The sequence below is a fragment of the Streptomyces sp. NPDC042346 genome (assembly GCF_055581845.1).
Window position 1 is genome coordinate 268,446 of record NZ_JBVJEH010000004.1, and the last position, 20,340, is coordinate 288,785.

23 protein-coding genes are annotated in these 20,340 nt (G+C 71.2%); 7 read left to right on the plus strand and 16 right to left on the minus strand.

From position 1 onward, the window contains the following. Nucleotides 1-7 precede the first annotated feature (7 nt). The 4 genes from ACZ6K0_RS19085 to ACZ6K0_RS19100 form a co-directional block, all read right to left on the minus strand. Nucleotides 8-2,002 carry a tetratricopeptide repeat protein gene (locus ACZ6K0_RS19085; RefSeq protein WP_469230964.1) on the minus strand — a complete coding sequence of 665 codons (1,995 nt, stop codon included), beginning with the start codon at nucleotides 2,000-2,002 and terminating at the stop codon, nucleotides 8-10. Between the two features lie 66 nt (nucleotides 2,003-2,068). Next, nucleotides 2,069-2,731 (minus strand): DUF5063 domain-containing protein, encoded by a 663-nt coding sequence (locus ACZ6K0_RS19090; RefSeq protein WP_469230966.1) that lies wholly within the window; start codon nucleotides 2,729-2,731, stop codon nucleotides 2,069-2,071. Between the two features lie 35 nt (nucleotides 2,732-2,766). Beyond that, nucleotides 2,767-3,366, minus strand: coding sequence for a recombination mediator RecR (gene recR, locus ACZ6K0_RS19095; RefSeq protein WP_376407087.1), 600 nt, complete (start codon nucleotides 3,364-3,366; stop codon nucleotides 2,767-2,769). Between the two features lie 71 nt (nucleotides 3,367-3,437). Then, the gene (locus ACZ6K0_RS19100) at nucleotides 3,438-3,773 is read right to left on the minus strand and encodes a YbaB/EbfC family nucleoid-associated protein (RefSeq protein ID WP_376407089.1); all 336 of its coding nucleotides are present in this window, start codon (nucleotides 3,771-3,773) and stop codon (nucleotides 3,438-3,440) included. A 270-nt stretch (nucleotides 3,774-4,043) separates the two neighbouring features. On the opposite strand from ACZ6K0_RS19100, the gene ACZ6K0_RS19105 reads away from it, so the two are divergent. After that, the gene (locus ACZ6K0_RS19105; protein WP_469231482.1) at nucleotides 4,044-4,784 is read left to right on the plus strand and encodes an SLATT domain-containing protein; all 741 of its coding nucleotides are present in this window, start codon (nucleotides 4,044-4,046) and stop codon (nucleotides 4,782-4,784) included. Between the two features lie 30 nt (nucleotides 4,785-4,814). Here ACZ6K0_RS19105 and ACZ6K0_RS19110 read toward each other — a convergent pair whose 3' ends face one another. The 3 genes from ACZ6K0_RS19110 to ACZ6K0_RS19120 form a co-directional block, all read right to left on the minus strand. Beyond that, nucleotides 4,815-5,465 carry a hypothetical protein gene (locus ACZ6K0_RS19110; protein WP_376407091.1) on the minus strand — a complete coding sequence of 217 codons (651 nt, stop codon included), beginning with the start codon at nucleotides 5,463-5,465 and terminating at the stop codon, nucleotides 4,815-4,817. A 149-nt stretch (nucleotides 5,466-5,614) separates the two neighbouring features. Next, entirely contained in the window at nucleotides 5,615-6,325 is a 711-nt protein-coding gene (locus tag ACZ6K0_RS19115; protein ID WP_469230968.1) for a GntR family transcriptional regulator, read from the minus strand. 92 nt (nucleotides 6,326-6,417) lie between these two features. Beyond that, nucleotides 6,418-7,782 carry an aminotransferase class III-fold pyridoxal phosphate-dependent enzyme gene (locus ACZ6K0_RS19120; protein ID WP_469230970.1) on the minus strand — a complete coding sequence of 455 codons (1,365 nt, stop codon included), beginning with the start codon at nucleotides 7,780-7,782 and terminating at the stop codon, nucleotides 6,418-6,420. A gap of 143 nt (nucleotides 7,783-7,925) precedes the next feature. Between ACZ6K0_RS19120 and ACZ6K0_RS19125 the strand changes: the two genes are divergently transcribed. Together ACZ6K0_RS19125 and ACZ6K0_RS19130 are read left to right on the plus strand one after the other, a co-directional pair. After that, nucleotides 7,926-8,531 carry a DJ-1/PfpI family protein gene (locus ACZ6K0_RS19125; RefSeq protein WP_376407097.1) on the plus strand — a complete coding sequence of 202 codons (606 nt, stop codon included), beginning with the start codon at nucleotides 7,926-7,928 and terminating at the stop codon, nucleotides 8,529-8,531. Beyond that, entirely contained in the window at nucleotides 8,528-9,001 is a 474-nt protein-coding gene (locus ACZ6K0_RS19130; RefSeq protein ID WP_469230972.1) for a MarR family winged helix-turn-helix transcriptional regulator, read from the plus strand. Before ACZ6K0_RS19125 ends, ACZ6K0_RS19130 begins: the two co-directional genes overlap by 4 nt. A gap of 10 nt (nucleotides 9,002-9,011) precedes the next feature. Here ACZ6K0_RS19130 and ACZ6K0_RS19135 read toward each other — a convergent pair whose 3' ends face one another. Genes ACZ6K0_RS19135 through ACZ6K0_RS19150 form a run of 4 tightly spaced genes read right to left on the minus strand, consistent with a single transcriptional unit; the run spans nucleotide 9,012 to nucleotide 11,026 of the window. After that, nucleotides 9,012-9,410 (minus strand): type II toxin-antitoxin system VapC family toxin, encoded by a 399-nt coding sequence (locus ACZ6K0_RS19135; protein WP_376407101.1) that lies wholly within the window; start codon nucleotides 9,408-9,410, stop codon nucleotides 9,012-9,014. Next, nucleotides 9,407-9,673, minus strand: coding sequence for a hypothetical protein (locus ACZ6K0_RS19140; RefSeq protein ID WP_376407103.1), 267 nt, complete (start codon nucleotides 9,671-9,673; stop codon nucleotides 9,407-9,409). The genes ACZ6K0_RS19135 and ACZ6K0_RS19140 overlap by 4 nt, the downstream gene beginning before the upstream one ends. A 58-nt stretch (nucleotides 9,674-9,731) precedes the next feature. After that, nucleotides 9,732-10,523, minus strand: a complete 792-nt coding sequence (locus ACZ6K0_RS19145; protein ID WP_469230974.1) for a DUF2785 domain-containing protein — start codon at nucleotides 10,521-10,523, stop codon at nucleotides 9,732-9,734. A 47-nt stretch (nucleotides 10,524-10,570) separates the two neighbouring features. Beyond that, nucleotides 10,571-11,026, minus strand: a complete 456-nt coding sequence (locus tag ACZ6K0_RS19150) for a hypothetical protein (RefSeq protein ID WP_376407107.1) — start codon at nucleotides 11,024-11,026, stop codon at nucleotides 10,571-10,573. Between the two features lie 156 nt (nucleotides 11,027-11,182). Between ACZ6K0_RS19150 and ACZ6K0_RS19155 the strand changes: the two genes are divergently transcribed. Then, a complete protein-coding gene (locus ACZ6K0_RS19155) occupies nucleotides 11,183-12,019 on the plus strand; it encodes a helix-turn-helix domain-containing protein (RefSeq protein WP_469230977.1) in 837 nt (278 codons plus the stop codon). Next, complete coding sequence (locus tag ACZ6K0_RS19160; RefSeq protein ID WP_469230979.1) at nucleotides 12,016-12,252, plus strand: DUF397 domain-containing protein; 237 nt, start codon at nucleotides 12,016-12,018, stop codon at nucleotides 12,250-12,252. The genes ACZ6K0_RS19155 and ACZ6K0_RS19160 overlap by 4 nt, the downstream gene beginning before the upstream one ends. On the opposite strand, the gene ACZ6K0_RS19165 is transcribed toward ACZ6K0_RS19160, so the two are convergent. The 4 genes from ACZ6K0_RS19165 to ACZ6K0_RS19180 all read right to left on the minus strand — a co-directional run bounded on the left by ACZ6K0_RS19165 (nucleotide 12,253) and on the right by ACZ6K0_RS19180 (nucleotide 15,399). After that, the gene (locus ACZ6K0_RS19165; RefSeq protein WP_469230981.1) at nucleotides 12,253-13,143 is read right to left on the minus strand and encodes a glycoside hydrolase family 19 protein; all 891 of its coding nucleotides are present in this window, start codon (nucleotides 13,141-13,143) and stop codon (nucleotides 12,253-12,255) included. It abuts the gene before it with no gap. Between the two features lie 178 nt (nucleotides 13,144-13,321). Beyond that, nucleotides 13,322-13,726: an FG-GAP repeat domain-containing protein gene (locus ACZ6K0_RS19170; protein ID WP_376407115.1), complete on the minus strand. Its 405-nt coding sequence runs from the start codon at nucleotides 13,724-13,726 to the stop codon at nucleotides 13,322-13,324. Between the two features lie 399 nt (nucleotides 13,727-14,125). Further along, nucleotides 14,126-14,344 carry a hypothetical protein gene (locus ACZ6K0_RS19175; protein WP_376407117.1) on the minus strand — a complete coding sequence of 73 codons (219 nt, stop codon included), beginning with the start codon at nucleotides 14,342-14,344 and terminating at the stop codon, nucleotides 14,126-14,128. A 110-nt stretch (nucleotides 14,345-14,454) separates the two neighbouring features. Then, nucleotides 14,455-15,399, minus strand: a complete 945-nt coding sequence (locus tag ACZ6K0_RS19180; protein WP_376407119.1) for an NADP-dependent oxidoreductase — start codon at nucleotides 15,397-15,399, stop codon at nucleotides 14,455-14,457. A 172-nt stretch (nucleotides 15,400-15,571) separates the two neighbouring features. On the opposite strand from ACZ6K0_RS19180, the gene ACZ6K0_RS19185 reads away from it, so the two are divergent. Both ACZ6K0_RS19185 and ACZ6K0_RS19190 read left to right on the plus strand, forming a co-directional pair. Beyond that, a complete protein-coding gene (locus ACZ6K0_RS19185; protein WP_376407121.1) occupies nucleotides 15,572-17,113 on the plus strand; it encodes a PstS family phosphate ABC transporter substrate-binding protein in 1,542 nt (513 codons plus the stop codon). 25 nt (nucleotides 17,114-17,138) lie between these two features. After that, a complete protein-coding gene (locus ACZ6K0_RS19190; protein WP_469230984.1) occupies nucleotides 17,139-19,031 on the plus strand; it encodes a serine/threonine-protein kinase in 1,893 nt (630 codons plus the stop codon). 14 nt (nucleotides 19,032-19,045) lie between these two features. Here the strand turns inward: ACZ6K0_RS19190 and ACZ6K0_RS19195 are convergent, their stop codons facing one another. Continuing rightward, nucleotides 19,046-20,275, minus strand: a complete 1,230-nt coding sequence (locus ACZ6K0_RS19195) for a hypothetical protein (RefSeq protein WP_376407125.1) — start codon at nucleotides 20,273-20,275, stop codon at nucleotides 19,046-19,048. Nucleotides 20,276-20,340 lie beyond the last annotated feature (65 nt).

The following is a 20,340-nucleotide window of genomic DNA, read 5'->3' on the forward strand; positions in this document are numbered from 1 at the left end:
GCGGGACTCAGTCGCCCGACGACACCTGCCCTTCGGCGATTTGCCGGAGGATATGGGTGAACAAGCCTTCATCCAGGCTGGCTTGCAGGTCGGAAAGCATCTCTCGCGCCATCTCCCGAGCGCGATCGACCTCACCCGCTGCACCCAGAGCGGTTGCGTGGCGGATACCGCTGATGAGGGCGTCCGGATGCGTGGCGCCGAACCGGACCCGCGCGTCCTCGGCCGCCGCCTGGCTGAGCGCGAGAGCCCGTTCCGTCCGGCCCGTGTCCAGGAGGGCCGAGATCAGGGTGATCTCGATGATCCGGACAAGGCCGTCGCCCTCCGGCAGGAGGTCCCTGGCACGGGCGTGGAGCAGTTCGAGATCGGCGGCCGCGACCCCGCGATCGAATCCTGCGGCAATCAGGTCACATCGCGCGCTCAAGGTCTCCCGGGCATCCTCCCCGAGAGACCGGACCGCTCGGTCCACGTTCTCCCGCAGCAGCTCCTCGGCGCGGCCCCGGGAGGACCCGAGGAGGGCCCCTGCCAGCGTCGCGCGGGCTTCGATCGTGCGGGGATCGTCAGGACCGTACGCATGAATGTGGATCGCGAGGAACTCCTCAGGCAGGTCCGGATAGCCGTAGGCGCTCTGTATCACCACAGTCAGGCTGCGCAACGCCCCCAGGGCCCGATCGGCCTCCGCCCCGTTCAGCCGTACGTGGCCGTTCAGCGCCCGGGTGAGGAGCAGGACCGTGCGCTCCGCGGCGGCCATCCCGAGTACCAGTCCAGCCCATTCGAAGAGCGTGACCCACTCCCCGGTGTCGTCGTCCGGTTCCGTGTACCGCGCGAGTGCCTCGACCTGGGCCACGACCGACTGCCACGCACGCGGGTTCGCCCGGATCTCCTCCACGGGCGGCTCCCCGTGCACCACGCCCACGAGCAACTCCCCTGCCTTCACCCGCCCTTCGCCCCCGTCACCCGCGCGCACGACCGCCTGCACCACGCGGTGCACCCCGATCTCGACGCCGTCCAGCGCGATCATGCTGTGCGCGTGCAGCCGTCGTACGGCCTCCGTCACCTCCAGGGGCGTCCCCAGGGGGTCCAGCAGCCGTCGCGGGATGCCCTCCGGGGCCCACCAGGCGAGGACGCCCAGGATCCTTCCGGCCAGCGGGGTGTCCCGGAGTCGGTCCAGGGTCACCTGCCAGACCCGGGCGACGGTCCGGCCCGCCTCGCCGCCCTCCGCCGTCGCCGCGAACATCTCCGCCGGGTACGCGGCCAGCAGGTCCAGGTACGCCCGGGGCGTGATCCCCGCCTCCGCGCAGTACGCGGCCGCCTGCTTCAGCGCGAGCGGCAGGTAGCCCAACTCCAGGCAGAGCGCGTCGAGTCCGTCGGCGGCATCGGCGTCGCACACACCCGTGAAGAGCTCCGCCGCCTCCCCCGGCCCCAGAACGTCCAGGACCACCGCCCGCCCGACGTCCTGCCAGCCGCTAGCCCGTCGCGAGGTGACGACGATCCGGCCGTTCCCGACGCGCGCCAGCAAGGGGCGCAGGTCGGCGGGGGCGGAGACGTTGTCGAGGACGAGGAGCCAGTCGTCGTGGGTGGCCAGCCACTGCAACGCCCTTTCGCGCAGGGCGTCTTCGGGCAGGACGCCCACGACGCCCGGCTGCATGGCCCGTGCCAGGTCGGCGAGGCCCGCGTCGAGTTCGGCGGGCGTCTCGGCCGTGATCCACCAGACGACCGCGTGGTCGGTGGTCCGGCCCGCGGCCCACCGCGCCGCGAGCGTCGACTTCCCGATGCCGCCGAGTCCGCAGATGACCTGGAGGTCCGAACCCTCGTCCAGCAGGGCCAGTTCGCGGGCTCGGCCCACGAACAGCTGGGTGCGCTCGGGGAGATGGACCAGTCGGGCCGTGGAGAGAGTGAGCGCCTCGGTCGGCAGCACGGTCACGCGGTCGCCGGTGTGCACCCACCCGATGTCCCCGCCCGCCGCGACCGACCGGTCGCCCGAGGCGTCTGCCGTCCCTGCCATCGGCCCATGATGACAGGGGTCGGCCCGACCCCGGCCATGATCCGCCGGACAGGTCCTGGCGGTCCGCTACTTCCTGAGCGACCGCAGGCCCAGCGGCGCCGCGATCTCCTCCAGCATCACGCGCCCCGCCTCCTCCGCGAGTTCCTCCTCCGCCAGGTCCTCGTCCGTGTCGAGGCCGTCCAGCTCGGCCAGGGGCTGGTCGAGGCGGACGTGGGCGACGAGGGACTGGAGGGCGCGGAGGGTGGCCGAGGCGGTGGGGCCCCAGTTGGAGAAGTACGAGAACTGCCACCACCACAGCGCCTCGCTGGTGCGGCCCGCGCGGTAGTGGGCGAGGCCGTGGCGGAGGTCGGTGACGATGTCGGCGAGGTTGTCGGAGATCCGGGCCGGGACCGGGGCCTTGCGCGGCTCGTACGGGTCGAAGACCTCGGAGAAGACGTCCACCGGGTCCAGCATCACGGCGAACCGCTCACGCAGGTCGTCGACGTCCGGCTCCGGACCCGTGTCCGGCTCGTACCGCTCGTCCGGGACGATGTCCTCGTGTGCGCCGAGCCGGCCGCCCGTGAGCAGCAGCTGGGAGATCTCCAGGAGCAGGAAGGGCACCGCGCTGTCCGGCTCGTCGCCCTTGGCGACCTCGGTGGTCGCGACGATGAAGCTCTCGATCGAATCGGAGATCTGGACCGCGAAGTCGTCCGGGTCCTGGGTGACGGAGTGCAGTGTGGCGTCAGACATCGAGGAGCCTCCCTGAGAGCGCGCCGGCCCTGTCGTCATACATCTAGCAGCCTCCGTCCCTCGAAGGCACGGCCGAGGGTCACCTCGTCGGCGTACTCCAGGTCGCCGCCGACGGGGAGACCGCTGGCGAGGCGGGTCACCCTCAGCCCCATGGGCTTGATCATCCGCGCGAGGTACGTCGCGGTGGCCTCGCCCTCCAGGTTCGGGTCGGTCGCGAGGATCAGCTCGGTGACCGTGCCGTCCGCGAGCCGTGCCAGGAGCTCGCGGATCCGCAGGTCGTCGGGGCCGACGCCCTCGATCGGGCTGATCGCGCCGCCGAGGACGTGGTACCGCCCCCGGAACTCGCGCGTCCGCTCGATCGCCACGACGTCCTTCGGCTCCTCGACCACGCAGATGACGGTCAGGTCGCGCCGCGGGTCCCGGCAGATGTTGCAGTGCTCCTGCTGTGCCACGTTGCCGCAGACCGCGCAGAACCTGACCTTCTCCTTGACCTCCAGGAGGGCGTGCGCCAGCCGTCGTACGTCGGTGGGCTCCGCCTGGAGGATGTGGAAGGCGATCCGCTGCGCGCTCTTGGGACCGACGCCGGGCAGCCTGCCCAGTTCGTCGATGAGGTCCTGAACCACGCCTTCGTACAACGGAACGCCCTTCTCAGAGGTGCTTGATTCTTACGGTAGTGGCTGGAAGTACACCTTTGAAGGCGTACGGGTCAGAAGCCCAGTCCCGGCATGCCGCCGAGGCCCTGTGCCAGCGGGCCCAGCTTGGCCTGCTGGAGCTGCTGCGCGTTCTCGTTGGCGGCGTGCACGGCGGCCACCACCAGGTCGGCGAGCGTCTCCGTGTCCTCCGGGTCGACCGCCTTGGGGTCGATCACGAGGCCGCGCAGCTCGCCGGAGCCGGTGACGGTCGCCCTGACCAGGCCACCGCCCGCCTGGCCCTCGACCTCCGTCGCGGCCAGCTCCTCCTGGGCGCGGGCGAGGTCCTGCTGCATCTTCTGGGCCTGCTGGAGAAGCTGCTGCATGTTGGGCTGGCCACCACCGGGAATCACGGTCACTCCTGAGGTTCGGTACGTCCGTATGTCGGGTAAACCCGAGCCTACGTGCTCGCCGCCCGCCCTGCCTCCATCACTCTTTCGGGTGAGAAACTGCGGGCTTCTCTACCTGATCAACACCCTCTTGTGGGCGGAATACCCGGGATTCCGGGCCCGCCGCCCACCATTCGGCGGTAGGAAGGGCAGGCACCACGTGCACCGCACGTCACAGAAGGACACGCGCGCTGAGCTGAACAGAGGAGTCCCCCGGTGAGCCAGCAGCCGGACATGCAGCCGTCGGGTCAGTCCGGGGGGAACGGGGAGAACGGGGAGAACGGGGAAGACACTGAGCGGCGGGACCGCGATCTCTCCGGCACGCCGTTCCCCCTGGGCGACTGGGGCGAGCCCGCCGAGCGGCTCGACGAGCTGTACCGCTGGGTCGAGTCCCATGCCCTGCGCACGGCGGAGTGGTACCTCTCCGACCGCGTCTGGAAGCGCCGCAGCGCCCGGATCCTGCGGGTGGGCACCGCCGCCGGCGTGATCGTGGGCGCCGCGCTGCCGCTGCTCGACGTGACCGGGGTGGCGGAGGGCGCGGCCGGCTGGGGCTATCTGTCGCTGCTGCTCGCCGCGGCCTGCCTGGCCTGCGACCGGTACTTCGGGCTGACGTCCGGCTGGATGCGGGACGTGGCGACGGCACAGGCCGTGCAGCGCCGTCTCCAGGCCCTCCAGTTCGACTGGGCCTCGGAGAGCGTCCGGGAGGTCCTGGGGCCCACGGAGGGCACCGCCAGCGAGGCCGCCGAGCGATGTCTGGGCGTGCTGCGCCGCTTCTCGGAGGACGTGACCGAGCTCGTACGGGCGGAGACCGCGGACTGGATGGTCGAGTTCCGCTCGGGCCCGGCGCCGCTGATGCTCCAGTCGGCGGGCGTGACGCCCGCGCGCCCGGAGAGCTCCCACCCGTCGGGCCGCTTCCCCCTGCCGCCGGGCACCCGCCCGAACATGCCGCGCCAGCGGCCCCCGGAGGCCCGCTAGGGCCTGTCCGGGGGCGGGTGGCACCACGGCTCAGCTGAGGATGATCATCGAGCCCTGGGCCAGGCTCCGGGTCGCCGCCGCGTGCAGGCCCAGCCACACGTGGCGCTCCCGCGCGAAGGGACTGTCGTCGTACGGGATCGGTCCGGCCGGCTCCTCCAGGGAGGTCGGCCGCTCCGGCGGCACCGGGGTCGCCGGCGGGTTCATCGGGTTGATCCCGATCGCGGGCGCCACGAATTCGAGCTCCCGCAGCAGCCCGTACGAGGAGCCGAGCGGGCCGCCTCCCTCCAGGAGCTCGTCGCTGGAGAGCGGCGCCGGGAAGTCGACGGGCACGTAGGCGCCGGCGTGGTCGTAGTGCCAGACCAGGTGTGACTGCTGCGCGGTCGCCTCGAACATCTCCAGGAGCTGTTCGTAGTCGCCACCGAGCTCGCCGACCGGCTCGACCGGCAGCCCGCACACCTGGAGGAGGTACGCGCGGCGCAGGAAGTGCAGGGCCTCGTAGTCGAAGCCCGCGATCGGGGCGACGTCGCCGGAGAGCCCCGGCATGTACGCGTAGACGGGCACGGTCGGCAGGCCGGCCGCGCTCAGCACGGCGTCGTAGGCCGCTATCTCTTCGGCGAAGGGGTTGTCGGGGCTGTGGCACAGCAGGTCGACAAGGGGGACCAGCCACAGGTCACAGGCCAAGGGAGGCTCGCTCTCCGTCAGTTGCAGGGACGGCCAGGGTAGTCGGCACGGCCGACGACGCCCACCCGCTGAGGAACTGCCCCGGGAGGCCCCGCCTCAACCCGGCCCCCACACCGGGGATCGCCCCGACGGCCCCGCGCCCGTCCCCGTCAGCGCGTGCGGCTGTCCAGGCGGTCAGCCCACTCCAGCGAGTGCGTGTTGTAGTCCCGTACGACCGCGACGGCCGCCTCCGCGTCGCCGCGCGTGACCGCGTCCACCAGGTCGACGTGGCCGCTCCACAGCCAGCCGTGCATCTCCCGCTCGGAGCGCAGATAGGGCACGGAGAAGACCCAGGCCTGGACGCGGAGCCGGTGCAGGAAGTCGGCGATGTAGTCGTTGGCGGCGACCAGGCGGGCCAGCTCGCGCCAGTAGCGGATGTCGTAGCCGATGAGGACGTCCAGGTCCCCGGCGCGGGCGGCGCGGGCCGCGGCCTCGCCCCGGCGCCGGATGGAGACGAGCGCGACGCCCACCCCGAGGTCGGGGTCGGCGGACGGGGGGCGCGGGGGCAGGGCGGCGGGCGCGTGGCGGCGGAAGATGCCGTCGACGACGAGCATCCGGGCCTCGACGATCCGCCGGTAGTCGTCGACCGAGTACTGGTGGACGCGGAAGCCGCGGTGCTGGTCGGAGTCGAGGAGGCCCTGCGCGCAGAGGTCGACGAGCGCTTCCCGTACGGGCGTCGCGGACACCCCGTACTGCTCGGCGATCTGTTTGACCGTGAATTCCTGGCCCGGCTGGAGACGGCCCGCGAGCACTTCGTCACGGAGCGCGTCCGCGATCTGCTGTCGCAAGGTGTTGCGGGTGACAGCTCCGCTCGCGGGCATGTGGTCGGTCCCCTCCGTCCGGCTTCGGACACCCTAGTCCAGACGGAGGGAACCTCCCCGTAGGCCGCTGTCGCGGCCGGGCGATCAGGCGGTCACGCGGTGTACTCGTCGGCCACGGACAGCGCCGCGTCCAGGGCCGCCAGGCCTTCCTTGACCTCCGCCTCGGAGGCGTTGCAGGCGGGGACGGCGTGCGTGCGGTTCATGTTGATGAAGGGCCACAGGCCGTTCTTCTTCGCCGCGGCGCCCACGGCGGCCATCGGCGCGGCGGCCTCGCCGGCGGCGTTGTACGGGACGAGCGGCTCGCGCGTCTCGCGGTTCTTCACCAGCTCCAGCGCCCAGAAGACGCCCATGCCGCGGACGTCGCCGACGGACGGGTGGCGCTCGGCGAGCTCGCGCAGGCCGGGGCCGAGGACGTTCTCGCCGAGGTGGGCGGCGTGCTGGACGACCTTCTCGTCCTCCATCACCTGGATGGTGGCGACGGCGGCGGCGCAGGCCAGCGGGTGACCGGAGTAGGTCAGACCGCCCGGGTAGGCGCGCTTGTCGAAGGTCGCGGCGATCTCGGCGTTGATGGCGACGCCGCCGAGGGGCACGTAACCGGAGTTCACGCCCTTCGCGAAGGTCATCAGGTCGGGCACGATGTCGTAGTGGTCGGCGGCGAACCACTTGCCGGTGCGGCCGAAGCCCGCCATGACCTCGTCGAGGATGAAGACGATGCCGTACTTGTCGCAGATCTCGCGGACGCCGGCGAGGTAGCCGGGCGGCGGGGTCATGATGCCGGCGGTGCCGGGCACGGTCTCCAGGATGATCGCGGCGACGGTCGCGGGACCCTCGAAGGCGATCGTGTCCTCCAGGTGCTGGAGGGCCCGTGCGCTCTCCTCCGCCTCGGTGGTGGAGTAGAAGGGCGAGCGGTAGAGGAACGGCGCCCAGAAGTGCACGACACCGGCGGAGGCGGTGTCGGAGGGCCAGCGGCGCGGGTCGCCGGTCAGGTTGATCGCGGTGGAGGTGGCGCCGTGGTACGAGCGGTAGGCGGAGAGCACCTTCGTACGGCCGGTGTGCAGCCGGGCCATGCGGACGGCGTTCTCGACGGCCTCGGCGCCGCCGTTGGTGAAGAAGATCTTGTCCAGGTCGCCCGGGGTGCGCTCGGCGATGAGGCGTGCGGCCTCGGAGCGGACGTCGACGGCGAAGGCGGGCGCGAAGGTGGTGAGCTTCCCGGCCTGCTCCTGGATCGCGGCGACGACCTTCGGGTGCTGGTAGCCGATGTTCGTGTAGACGAGACCGCTGGTGAAGTCGAGGTAGCGGTTTCCGTCGTAGTCCCAGAAGTACGAGCCCTCGGCGCCGGCGACGGCGAGCGGGTCGATCAGACCCTGGGCGGACCAGGAGTGGAAGACGTGCGCGCGGTCGGCGGCCTTGACGGCCGCGCCGGCCTGGGGATCGGGTGCGGCGACATGAGGGGTCATGGCGTCGAGGGTAAGGAATCGCAGGTGGGGCGGGCCATGGCCATCTTGTCCACCGAGACCGGGCGGGACGCGACACCTTGCTCTGCCGCGCCGCCTCCTCCCCCTTTGTTGACAGCAAACTGTCATCATGACAGTCTTCTGTCATGGGAATCGAGAGCGACACCACGACCGTTCATCTCGCCGTCTACGACACCCTCGCCGATTGGGAGACGGGCCACGCCACGGCCTGGCTCGCCCGCGCCGGCTACACGGTCCGCACCGTCGGCCCGGTCGCCGGGGAGCCCGTCACCACGATCGCCGGGATCCGGATCGTCCCCGACCTCGCGCTCGCCGACCTCCGCCCCGAGGACAGCGCTCTGCTGATCCTTCCCGGCGCCGAGAAGTACGACGAGGGCGACGAGCTCGCCCCCTTCACGGCCGCGGCCCGGGGCTTCCTCGACGCGGGCGTGCCGGTCGCCGCGATCTGCGGCGCCACGGCGGGCCTGGCCAAGGAGGGTCTGCTCGACGACCGCTCGCACACGAGCGCCGTCTCGTTCTACCTCGCCGCCACCGGCTACAAGGGCGGTGACCACTACGTCGACGCGGACGCGGTGACGGACGGGGACCTGATCACGGCGGGCCCGACGGAGCCGGTCGCGTTCGCGCGGGAGATCTTCGCCCGGCTCGGCGCGTACGAGGGCAAGCGGGACGCCTGGTACCGCCTCTTCCACGACTCCGACCCGGCGGCCTTCGTCGAGCTGAACTCGTGAGCCGCCGCGAGCAGGACGCCCTGTCCCGTACGGCCCTGGGCGTGTTCCGCCTCAACGGCCAGTTCCTCGCCGTCTCGGAGAAGCTGGCCGAGCCGGCGGGCCTGACCGCCGCCTGGTGGCAGGTCCTCGGCGCGGTCCTGCCCGAGCCGCTGCCGGTCGCCGGGATCGCCCGCGTCATGGGCATCACCCGCCAGAGCGTCCAGCGGATCGCCGACCTGCTCGTACGGGAGGGCCTCGCGGCCTACGAGCCGAACCCGGCCCACCGCCGCGCCAAGCTCCTCACCCCCACGGAGGCGGGCCGGGCGGCGATCGCCCGCATCGAACCGGGCCACGCGGAACTGGCCGCCCTGCTCGCACACGAACTGGGCGGCCAGGAGGCCTTCGACGAGACGGTACGGGTCCTGGAACGGCTCTCGGGGGCGCTGGACGCGGTCAGCGCGCGGTACGAAGCTCCTGGGGCGGCTGACTAGGCGCTGCCGTTCAGCGGCCGATCACGTCCACCGGGCAGCGGATACCGGAGGCGCGGGCCAGGCGTCCGTCCGCGGTGACCAGCGCGCAGCCGTACACCTCCGCCGCGGCGACGTAGGCGGCGTCGTAGGCGGTGAGGTTCCCCCGCAGCTCCCACACGCGGGGCAGGAGGACGCGCGACAGCGGAACGACGGGCTCCAGCTTCGCGAGGGCGGCGACGGCGTCCTCCGCATGCGCCTTCGAGATCTTCCCGCCGAGCAGATTGCCCCGGATCACCGACAGCACCTCGATCGTCCAGTGCTCCGGCGCGATCCACCTGCTGTCGGCGGAGAGGGCCGCCCTGCAGCGGTCACCGATGGCGCCTTCGTCGAGCAGCGAGAACGCGAAGACCGAAGCGTCGACGACGATCACTCGTCGCCCTCCGGCACGCCGAGGACGATGTCGCGCTCCATACGCCCGCCCTGCAGGGCGTCCAGCACATCGGCGGTGTCGAGCCGCGACCCGTACCGCCCTGCGGAGAATCCCTCAAGCACGGCCAGGTTGTCCCTGCGCCGCACTTCGTCGCTCAGCACGTCGAAGAGGTACGCCTGCAACGACTGGCCTCGCTCACCCGCTATGGCCGCCAGCCGGTCACGCAGGTCCTCGGGCACGTCACGAATCTGCAGTGCAACCATGCACACCATGGTTGCATGCACATGTGCATGCACGCAATCGCCCACGTAGCGCGTCCGATCAGCGCCTGACGATGCGGTCGAGGACCTCGGCCAGGCGGGCCTTGATCGCCGGGCCGTGGTGGAGCGGCTGGGGGTCGCCGTCGCGGGCCATCCGGACGCCCCGGTCCGCGAGGACGTACAGCATGCGGAGCGTGCGCAGGCAGTTGGAGAGGTGGGCGGTGACCGGGACGCCGATGGTGTCCGCCCCGAACTCGGCGGCGATCACGTCGAGCCAGGCCGTCGCCTCCTGCTCGCTCAGGTCCGGGCGGGTCAGGACCCGGGCGATCGCCCGCGCCAGCCGGTCGTCCTCCAACTGGTTCCACACGTACGTGGTCGGCGCCGTCAGCCGCGCGGCGGCGACGTCCAGCATCCGCACCGGGTCCACCTCGGCGTGCCGCCCGAGCACGCCGAGGAGGTCCGCCCCGTGCGCGACCGCGTGGAGCCACCCGAGCTTCTCGTCGTACCCCCGCAGGTCCTCCTCCGCCGGATACCAGCGCGCGAACGCCTCCACCCACTCCGGCCTCAACTCCCCCTCGCCCACCAGCATGTCGAGCACGAGCGGGGCGAACGTACGGGCCTGGATCTCCGGGTCGCCGAAGCGGGCCGCCATCTCGTCGCCGAGGGCCAGCCTCCGGGGCCCGTCGATCACCCCGCGCTCGATCCAGGTCGCGAGGACGGAGTACGCCGCCCCGTCGCGGATCCCCGGATCGGGATCCGCGAGCGCGCGGGACAGCCCTGCTGTCAGTTCTTCCAGGTCAGCGGCGTCGGGTATCGCGTAATCAGCGGCTTCGATGCTGTTCCAGTCGGTCACGGCGGCACAATAACCGCATACCGCCGCCTCCCGCCGAGAATAAAATTTCACTGCTCCCGAGCACCGGTCGTGTACGGGTCCGCGTACGCGTACGGATCGGCGAACAGCTCCGTCACGGCGCTCCGCAGGAGCAGCGTGTGCACGAATCTGTCCGGCCCCGTCGGCGGGAACCGCCACGCGAGCGGCCAGGTCCGCCCCGTCAACGCGGGCACGGGTACGTAACTCACCCGGGTCGGCGCCGCGTTGAACCGCGTCACCCCGCGCGGCCACGACCGGTGGCCCGTCGACCCCGGCGGCACCAGGAAGTAGACCCCCTGCCGCCCGTTCGCCTCGATGACGACCGGGCCCGGGTCGCCGCCCGTCAGTACTCCTATCCAGTCCGCGAGCCGTCGCCCCTCCGCACCGTCGACGCGAACGGCGTCGAATTGCACTCCGGCCTTGCGGAGTTGGAATCCGGAACTGGGAATCCAATCCGCGTTTACTTCCCGATTCTCTGCATTCACGAGGACATGTTCCCGCGCCGGCGCTAGCGTTTTCCACGACTGCGGAGGGCGCGTCGGCAACCCCTTGACCTGCACCAACGCACCTCGTGGGCAGTCGAATTCGGCGGGGAGCAGTTGAGACCGGTTGAGACCGGTTGAGTTCGGATGGGGATCGCGATGGCGCGAGAAGAGAACAAGGAATCGGTAGGACCCGCAGCGCGGATGGCGGCGGCGGTGGCGAAGAGAATGCGGGTGAAGAAGGGCCTGACACAGGAACAGCTGGGCGCCCAGATGGGCTACAGCGGAGCGGCCATCAGCGCGATGGAACGACTGCTCCACCCGGTGAGCGACGAGATGCTGGTCCTCCTCGAACGCGTACTCGGCGGCGGAACGGGCATCTTCGAGGCGATGCGGGAGCTCGTACGCCTGGAGAAACTGCCGGAACAGTTCCGCGGCTACGCGCCGATCGAGCAGAAGGCGGTGGCGCTGTGGCTGTACGCGAACCACGTCGTGCACGGCCTGTTCCAGACGGAGGCGTACGCGCGGGCACTGATCGCGGGCAGCTACCCGGAGCCCACCCAGGAGCGGGTCGAGGAGCTGGTGGTCGGCCGGATGGCCCGGAAGGCGCTCTTCGACCGGACGCCGGTGTGCGAGATCGAGTTGATCCTCGACGAGTCGGTGCTGCGGCGGCCGATCGGGAGTGAGGAGGTGATGCGGGAGCAGCTGGAGTACCTGGCGGAGTGCGCACGGAGGAGGAACGTGAACCTTCAGGTACTGCCCCTGGACGCGGGGCTAGGGGGCGAGTACTCGGGCGATCGAGGCGATCTGAACATCGTCGAGACCCCGGCCCACGACCGCGTGACCTACCTGGAGATCCAGGGGGAGAGCCTGCTGATCACCGACCGGGCGAAGGTGAGTACGCACATGCAGCGGTATGCGAAGATCCGGGCACAGGCCCTGGATCCGCGCAGGTCGCTGGGCTTCATCGAGGAGTTGGCGGGAGTACGGAGATGAACGACACCCTGCACTGGTTCAAGTCCAGCTACAGCGACGGCGGTGGCGGCAACTGCGTCGAGGTCGCCATCGACTGGCGCAAGTCGTCGTACAGCGACGACAGCGGTGGCAACTGCGTAGAAGTCGCCACCTGCGCCCACGCCGTCCACCTCCGCGACTCCAAGGTCAGCGACGGGCCCACGTTCGTCGTGGAGCCCGCCGCCTGGACCGTGTTCGTTGCCTGGCAGGACTGACTAGCAGGACAGGTTCGACCCGGCGGGGACGCCCAGGATCTGGGTGAACTGCTGGTACTTGGTGACCCGGCTCTGCACCTGGGCCGGGTTGCCGCCGTTGCACTCCAGGCTGCCGTTGATCGCCCAGATGGTCTGGCCGAAGCCCGCGCCGTTGACCATGGCGTTGTGGGCGGTCATCGTGCCGGGGCCGTTCTGCGTGTTCCAGTACCAGAGGCCCGTCTGCATGGCGACGGCCGGATCCTGCTCGACCTTCCAGGGGTTGTTGAGCAGGTCGATGCCGAGGGCGTCGCCCGCCGCCTTGTAGTTGAAGTTCCAGGAGAGCTGGATCGGCCCGCGGCCGTAGTACGCGGCCTGGCCGGCCGGGCAGCCGTAGGGCTGGTTCGCGTCGCAGTAGTGCGGGTAGTTCGCGGTGTTCTGCTCGACGATGTAGTAGAGCCCGCCCGTCTCGTGGGAGACGTTCGCGAGGAAGGCCGCGGCCTCCTGCTTCTTCACCGTGTCACTGCCGGTCTTGGCGAAGCCGGGGTAGGACTTGAGGGCGTCGGTGAGGCCCTTGTACGTGTAGAAGGGGTTCCGGCTCGGGAACATCTGGTTGAACTGGGCCTCGGAGACCACGAATCCGGAGGGGTCGGGGTCCGTGCCGCCGCCGCCCGTGCCGCAGACGCCCTCGTCGCGCCAGACGTCGGAGGAGCCCGGGCGCTCGTTCTGGGTCCACCACTTCGCGAACCAGTTGTGGCCGTTGTACGAGGCGGTCATGCCGCCGGTGTAGACGCTGCCCGAGTTCCAGGCGCCGACGCACGCGGGGGCCGCGCCGGCGGTCGCGGAGGGGATGAGTACGGCGAGTCCAACGGCCGTACAGAGAGCGGCGATCAGAGTGATCAGCCTTCGCAGCATGAGCTGTCCTTCCGGGTGGGGTCCGGGTGGGGAAGGCCCAGCGAAGCGTGATTGGTCTGGACCTGTCAAGGTCTAGACCAGAACTTGTGACAGTTGGGGTTCCGGTTGCATACAAAGCGGCCCCGGGCTCGGAGATCCGAGGCCCGGGGCCGACGTGGGGCGAGCAACGCCCGTACTGCTACAGGAGGTTGTACGCCTGGTAGCCGGTGCCGATCTGGGTGGGCGCCTTGAACGGGGACGTGGCGATGCCCGTGCCGTAGTAGCGCATCAGCGCACCGCTGGGCTTGCGGGCGAGGAGGTCCGCCTTGCCGTCGAGGTTGAGGTCGCCGACCGAAAGGAGGCGGTCGTACGCGTTCCAGCCCTGGCCGATCTTCGTACGGCCGCTGAAGGGGGCCTTCCAGTTGCCCGTGCCCTTGTAGAGGTACAGGTAGCCGGTGGACTTCTCCTTGGCGACGATGTCGGGCTTGCCGTCACCGGTCAGGTCGCCCTGACCGGCGATCTGGTCGTACACGTTCCAGCCGCCGCCGACGCGCACGCGGGTGGTGGTGGTGCCGTTCGGGTACGTGAGGTAGCTGTACAGCACACCGGTCTTGTCGACACCGACCAGGTCGGCTTCCTTGGCCCCGCCGATGTTGCCGGGCGAGAGAACCGTCTTGTAGGTGTTCCAGCCCCGGCCGACGATGTCCGCGTCCTGCGAGCCCGAGAAGTCCCCGAAGAAGATCAGCTGACCGTTCTTGAGAACGGTCCACTGGCTGTCGGAGATGCCGTCGTTGTCGTTGTCGGCGTCGATGATGTCGGCGACGTCGGCGGCGTCGTCCCCGGTGTTCCACTTGTCGAAGCCGCCGCCCCCCGTGGAGAACCAGATGGTCAGGTCCTGGGTCGTCTTGTGGACGCCGTACGTTTTCGGACCAAAAGGACGGCTCCGGGGCGGCGGATCGCCGCCCCGGAGCCGGCCGGGGAGAGAGCGGGAGGAGCGGGTGCCCTAGAGGGGCAGGGCCGAGGTGACCGTGCTGAGCGCGGCGGGGTTCGCGGCGTCCGTGACGGCGCCCAGGGGGGAGTCGGACTGGCTGGCGCCGGCGACCGGGCCGAGCAGACCGGTCGCGCCCGCCAGGGGGTCGGCCGCGGCGGCGGCGCCCGCTCCGAGGCCGATGGCGGAGGCGGCGAGGGCGAGGGCGGTGAGGACACGCTGGGAAGAGTTCATGCCCCGGCTAACGAGCCCCCGCGCGCCAGGTACCGGTGCATCCGTCATCCACCCCGGGCGGGGGCACCCGGGGTGGACGAGGTTGACCGATCGGAACCGGCCAGAACCGGTCAGATCATCAGGATGATGCGGCCCGGGCGGTGGCCCGCCTCCGCGCGGCGGTGGGCCTCGGCGACCTCCTCCAGCGGCATGACGTCGGCCACCCGGGTGATCAGCTCGCGGGCCGCGACCTTCTCCAGCGTCTCCTTCAGCCGGGCGGCGTCCGGGCGGGCCCGGACGGCCTCGACGCGGATGTTCCGCTCGGCCGCCGGAACCCGGTCGGGAGCGATCGCGACGAAGACGCCGTCGTCCTTCAGCAGCGGAAGGAGCCCCACACCGCCGAAGAGCGCCCCGTCGAAGATTCCGTCCACCCGCTCCGGGGCGGCCTCCATCACCCTGGCGGCCACGTCCTCCGGCGCACCGCGCGGGATGGCGTGGTCCGCGCCGAGGATCTTCAGTTCGCTCTCGTCACCCTCGTGGGCGATGGCCACGACCCGCAGTCCGGCCGCATGGGCGTACTGGAGCGCGAAGCGGCCCACCACGGTGCTCGCACCGGTCACGAGCAGCGTCGCCCCCGCCGGGAGGGCGAGCCGGTCGAGGCCCTGCTGGGCGGTGGCCGAGGCCAGCGGGACGGACGCGGCCACGGTGAAGTCGACGTCGTCCGGGATCGGCGCCAGCCAGTCCGGATCGACCCAGATGACCTCGGCGTACGTGCCCTCGCCGGTCAGCTCCTCGTACCAGTTGACGTAACCGGCCACACGAGTGCCTTCGGCCATCCCGGGCACGGGATCGAGCAGCTTTCCCGCGAAGTCCGTCCCCAGGACGAAGGGGGGCTTGAGCGCGCCGACCGCGTCGGCGTACAGGCCGGCCCGGATCCGCAGGTCCGCCTGGTTCACACCGGCGGCCTTGAGCCGCACGCGCACCCTTCCCGGGACGTCCCCGGCCTCCGGCACGGGCCGGCGGGCCATTCTGAGGACCTCGGGTCCGCCGTAGGCGGTCACTTCGACGACACGCATGGGGTACTCCTCAGCCGGAAAGCCCCCTCGTGGCCATTACACCCACGCCCGCCACCCCCCAGCAACCCCTGTTGACCCGCCCGCGAGTCCCCGCCTGAAGGAAGGGAGAACTCCGGGTGACGGGGGGCTACGCAACCCACCGAACCGCACACACGTGCGTACCGTCGCGCGGGTGGACTGGCTCACCGCTGAGAACCTCATCGCCCTGGGCACCGCGCTCCTCGGTGTCCTCGTCTCCACCGGTGCCGTCTGGTACGAGCGACGGGTGCCGCACCAGCGGCGGATCGGCTACCGCGTCCAGCTCGACACGACCATCGGGAACGCCGCCGCGAACGGGGCGGCCACCGGCCCCGGCGCGGCCGTACGGCGCGGGTTCTTCAACGCGACCCCGGCCCTGCGGGACGCCACCCTCGTCCTGCTCCGGATCGAGAACGACGGGGCCATGTCGATCGGCGCCGACCACTACACGGACGGTGACGACCACGGGCTCACGGTCCAGTTCGAGCGCCGCCGGGTGCAGGCGGTCGTCGTGACCGCTCCCGACCACCCCCGGCTGCTCAGCCACTTCTCCGACAGCTGGGTGGGCCCGGCGGAGGGCGACGCCACGATCCTGCTGCCCAAGGTCCCGCTCAACCGCGGCGCCCACTACAAACTGCTCGTCCTGCTCACCGGCGGCCCGATCGGCGATCCCGTCTCGGTCGACGGCAACATCGCCGAGGGGCACGTCCACGTCAACCACAGCACGACCCCCGACGACAAGCCGCCCGTCTTCAGCCGGGTCGCACGGACGGTCACCGTCGTCCTCACCGTCTGTGTCGTCGCACTCGCCGCGATCATCGTCCGCGAGCAGACCCCGCCGCCGATCGGCTGCGCCCGGGGCACGCTCACCGTCACCGGCTCGACGGCGTTCGCGCCGGTCGTGCGGGAGCTCGCGAAGAAGTACGAGAAGGACTGCCCGGGCTCGACGGTCAACGTGACCGCGCACGGCTCGACCGCCGGGATACGGGAGCTGGAGGCCTCCGGGGCGCAGCCCGCCAAGGGCTCCCCCGCCGTCGTCGCCCTCTCCGACGGGCGGAAGCCGAACGGCTATCCGCAGCTGCGGGAGAGCATGGTCGCGGTCTCCCTCTTCACCCTCGTCCTCAACGACGGGATACCCGTCGAGAGCCTCACCCTGGACGAGATCCGCCGCCTCTACCGGGGCGAGATCACCGACTGGAACGAGCTGGTCCCCAGCCTCCACCAGCCCGTCCGGCTCATCAGCAGGGACGCCAACTCCGGTACCAGGGAGGTGTTCCAGCGCCGGGTCCTCGGCCGCAACGAGCTCGCCAACTCCTCCCTGAACTGCGAGAGCATCGACGACCCCGCGTCCGCGGTGGTCCGCTGCGAACTCGACTCCACCGAACAGGTCCTGGCGGCCGTCGCCAAGCTCCCCGGCGCCATCGGCTACACCGAACTCCGCAGCGGCAGCGACCTGAAGGGGCTGCACCGGGTGGCCATCGACGGGCGCCGGCCCGTAGTCGAGGAGATCGGCGAGTCCCCCTACCCGTACCGGGAGATCGAGTACGCCTACACCTGGGGGCAGCCGCCGGCCGACTCCCTGACCTCAAGCTTCCTCAACTACCTGATCCGGGGCAGCGGCCAGGACGTCGTCCTCACCCACGGCCATCTGCCCTGCTCCACCCCGAAGGGGCTGCGGATCTGCGGGGACGGCTGACGCGCGGTCTGGCATGCTCGTCGCCGTGGAGCCATTGAACGCGGAAGACCCGGTCGGCATCGGTCCGTTCCGTCTGATCGGCCGTCTCGGGGTCGGGGGGATGGGCCGGGTGTTCCTCGCGCGCTCGGCCGGCGGCCGGACGGTCGCGGTGAAGGTGGTGCACGCCGAGCTGGCCGCCCAGGAGGAGTTCCGGCGGCGGTTCGCCCGGGAGGTCGCCGCCCTTGAGCGGGTCGGCGGGTCCGGCACGGCGCCCGTGCTCGGCTCGGACACCTCCGCGGAGGCCCCGTGGGTGGCCATCGGGTACGTGGCGGGTCCTTCGCTGCGGACCGTGGTCGGCGACGAGTTCGGGCCGCTGCCGCCCGCGACCGTACGGGCGCTCGCCTCCGGGCTCGCCCGCGCCCTCGTCCACATCCACGCCGCCGGGCTCGTCCACCGCGACCTCAAGCCGTCCAACGTCCTGCTGACCGTCGACGGGCCCCGGCTCATCGACTTCGGCATCGCCCGCGCCGTCGACACGGTCGCCGACGGCGGCGGCCTGACCACCACCGGCGCGGTCGTCGGCTCCCCCGGCTTCATGTCGCCCGAGCAGGTCCGCGGCGACCGCGTCACGCCCGCGTCGGACGTCTTCTGCCTCGGCTCCGTCCTCGCGTACGCGGCGACCGGCCGCTCCCCCTTCGGGACGGCCGACAGCGGGGTCCACGCCACGATGTTCCGCATCGCCCACGACGAGCCCGACCTGACGGACCTCGCGCCCGAGCTCGCCGGGCTCATCCGGGCCTGCCTCGCCAAGGACCCGGAGGGACGGCCCTCGGCGGCCGAGATCGTCGAGACGCTGCCGGTCGCCGACCCCTGGCTCCCGGCGGACGTCCTCGCCCGGCTGGGCCGCCACGCGGCCCGTCTCCTGGAGGCGGAGGCCGGGACGGGACCGGTGGGGCAGGACGACGGAAGATCCGTACCGGTCGCCTCCGCCGGGGACCCGACGCCCGCCACTCCCCTGCCGCCCACCGCCCGCACCACACCCCGCCCCCGGCGCCGTACGGCCGTGATCGCCGGCCTCGCGGCCCTCGCCGTGGCCGCCGCCGCCACCGTCACGTACACCTTCTGGCCCGACCCGGACACCGGCGGCGACGAGCAGAAGAACCGGGGCAAGGGCCAGACCGACGGCGTCTCGGCCCGGCCCGCCGGGATCGTCCCGGCCGGCTTCCTCGGCGCCTGGGAAGGCGTCATCCAGGGCACGGCCGACCATCCCCGGGAGACCGCGCGGATCGAGATCTCCCAGGGCGCGGCCGGCGCCAAGAACGCCGTCTACGTCCAGGTCTCCGAGAACCGGCTCTGCACGGGCCGCTCGCGGCTCGTCTCGGCCGACGAGGACAAGGTCGTCTACGGCGAGTCCGACGTCACGGACAGCGTGCCCGCGGAGCGCTGCACGCCCGCCGCCCACCAGACCCTCACCCTGCGCTCCCCCGACGTCCTGGAGTGGACCTCGGGCGCCGCGAAGGCCACCTTCCGCAAGGCGCCGACCGGCACCACCGTCGTCCCCGCCCGCTTCCTCGGCCGCTGGCGCAGCAAGCCCATGCCGGAGGTCTACGGCGACAAGGACGACCGCTTCACCACGGAGGTGACGGTCAGCCAGGGCCCGGTCGGCACGCAGCTCGTCCGCATCACCGACGTCTTCCCGCGCATGAACGACGCCGGCGAGATCACCACCGACATCGTCAGCTGCGGCTCCACGTCCGTCCTCGCGGGCGTCGGCGACCTCCTCGTCATCGGCCCGCAGGTCGAGGACGCGAACAGCGACGCCTCCGAGTGCCCGGAGAACGGCTCCAGTTATCTGGTCGTGGACAAGTGGGAGGGCAAGGACCGGCTCCTCGTCTACCCGATGGTGGACGCGGAGCCGGGTGAGTTCCTGCGACTGTAGGGAGCGGGGCGGGGTTACTCGGGGATGCGGGCCGTGCAGGTGGAGAACGCCTGCGTCAGGACGCAGGAGAAGAGTGCGTTCCAGTCGCTGTTGGTGTCCGCGGCACCCGCCTTCACCGTGGCTACACAGGACTTGTCGGTCAGAGCCCACAGGGATCCGTCCGGCCATCCGGCCTGCTGCGTGCGGTTCTGCACGACGTCGAGGCAGGCCTGCGGTGCCTTCAGGCGCTTGAGCTCGTCCACGAGCTCCAGGTACTTGGCGCTCGTCGTCGCACCGGCCTGCTCGTCGAGCGTCGCCTTGGCGGCGTCCTTGTCCTCCTGGGACGAGTTCGGGTTCTGGTAGACCTTCAGCGCCGCGGCGTTCTTCTTCAGGTTCTCCTGGACCTTCTTCTTGTCCTCCGGGTTCGTCGGCGCGGTGCCCGGCTGCTGGACGGCCAGGAGGCCGCCGACGATCAGGTCCGCGAACTCGGCGAAGAACGCCCTGTCCGCGTCGGACACGTTCTTGGCCGCGAGGCCCGCGAGAAGGCTGTTCAGGTCAGTGATGATCTCGCGGTAGGCGGCCTGTTCGTTGCCGGAAAGCTCCGGGTCGGTGGCCCGCTGCTGCGCTTCGCTGAGGCCGACCGCCATCTTGGCGAACCGTGCCTTGGCCTCCGTCGACTGCTTCGGGTCCTTGCTGAGTTCCAGGGCTCCCTTTATCCCCGCCGCGGCGAATCTGGCGCTCTCCTTCTCCTCCTTCGACGCGTCCGGGTCGTTGAGGACGGTGACGATGCTGTCCAGCGACTTCTGGACCTTCGCCTTCTCCGCGGCCGAGAGGCTGGAGTTCGCGATACCGGTCTCCACCTGCTTCTTGATCTCGTCGGGGGTCTGTTCCGGAGGTACGCCGTTCTCGACGGGAGGTACTTCCCCGCCTTCGGGCGGAGGTGGCGGCACTTCCTCGGCGGGAGGCGGCGGCACCTCTTCGGCAGGAGGCGGAACTTCCTCGGCAGGCGGCGGCACCTCCTCGGCGGGCGGGGGCACCTCCTCAGCAGGCGGCGGCACCTCCTCGGCGGGAGGCGGCGGCTGCTCGCCCTCACCCTCGCCGGGAGGCGGTACCGGCTCGTTCACGGCGGTTGCCACGGCCTGGGCCTGTGCCGGGGCCGCGGCGGGTGCCGCCATGGCGGGCATACCTGCCGACAGGGCCAGGCCGGCAGCCAGGATCGACGCGCTCGCAGCCCGGACGACTCGTCGCTGGGCGGATCTGGTCATGGTGAATCCAGGTGCTATTTGTGTGCTGGTCCTTCTTGGGGGCCGACCGGTGAAGGCGGCTCAAG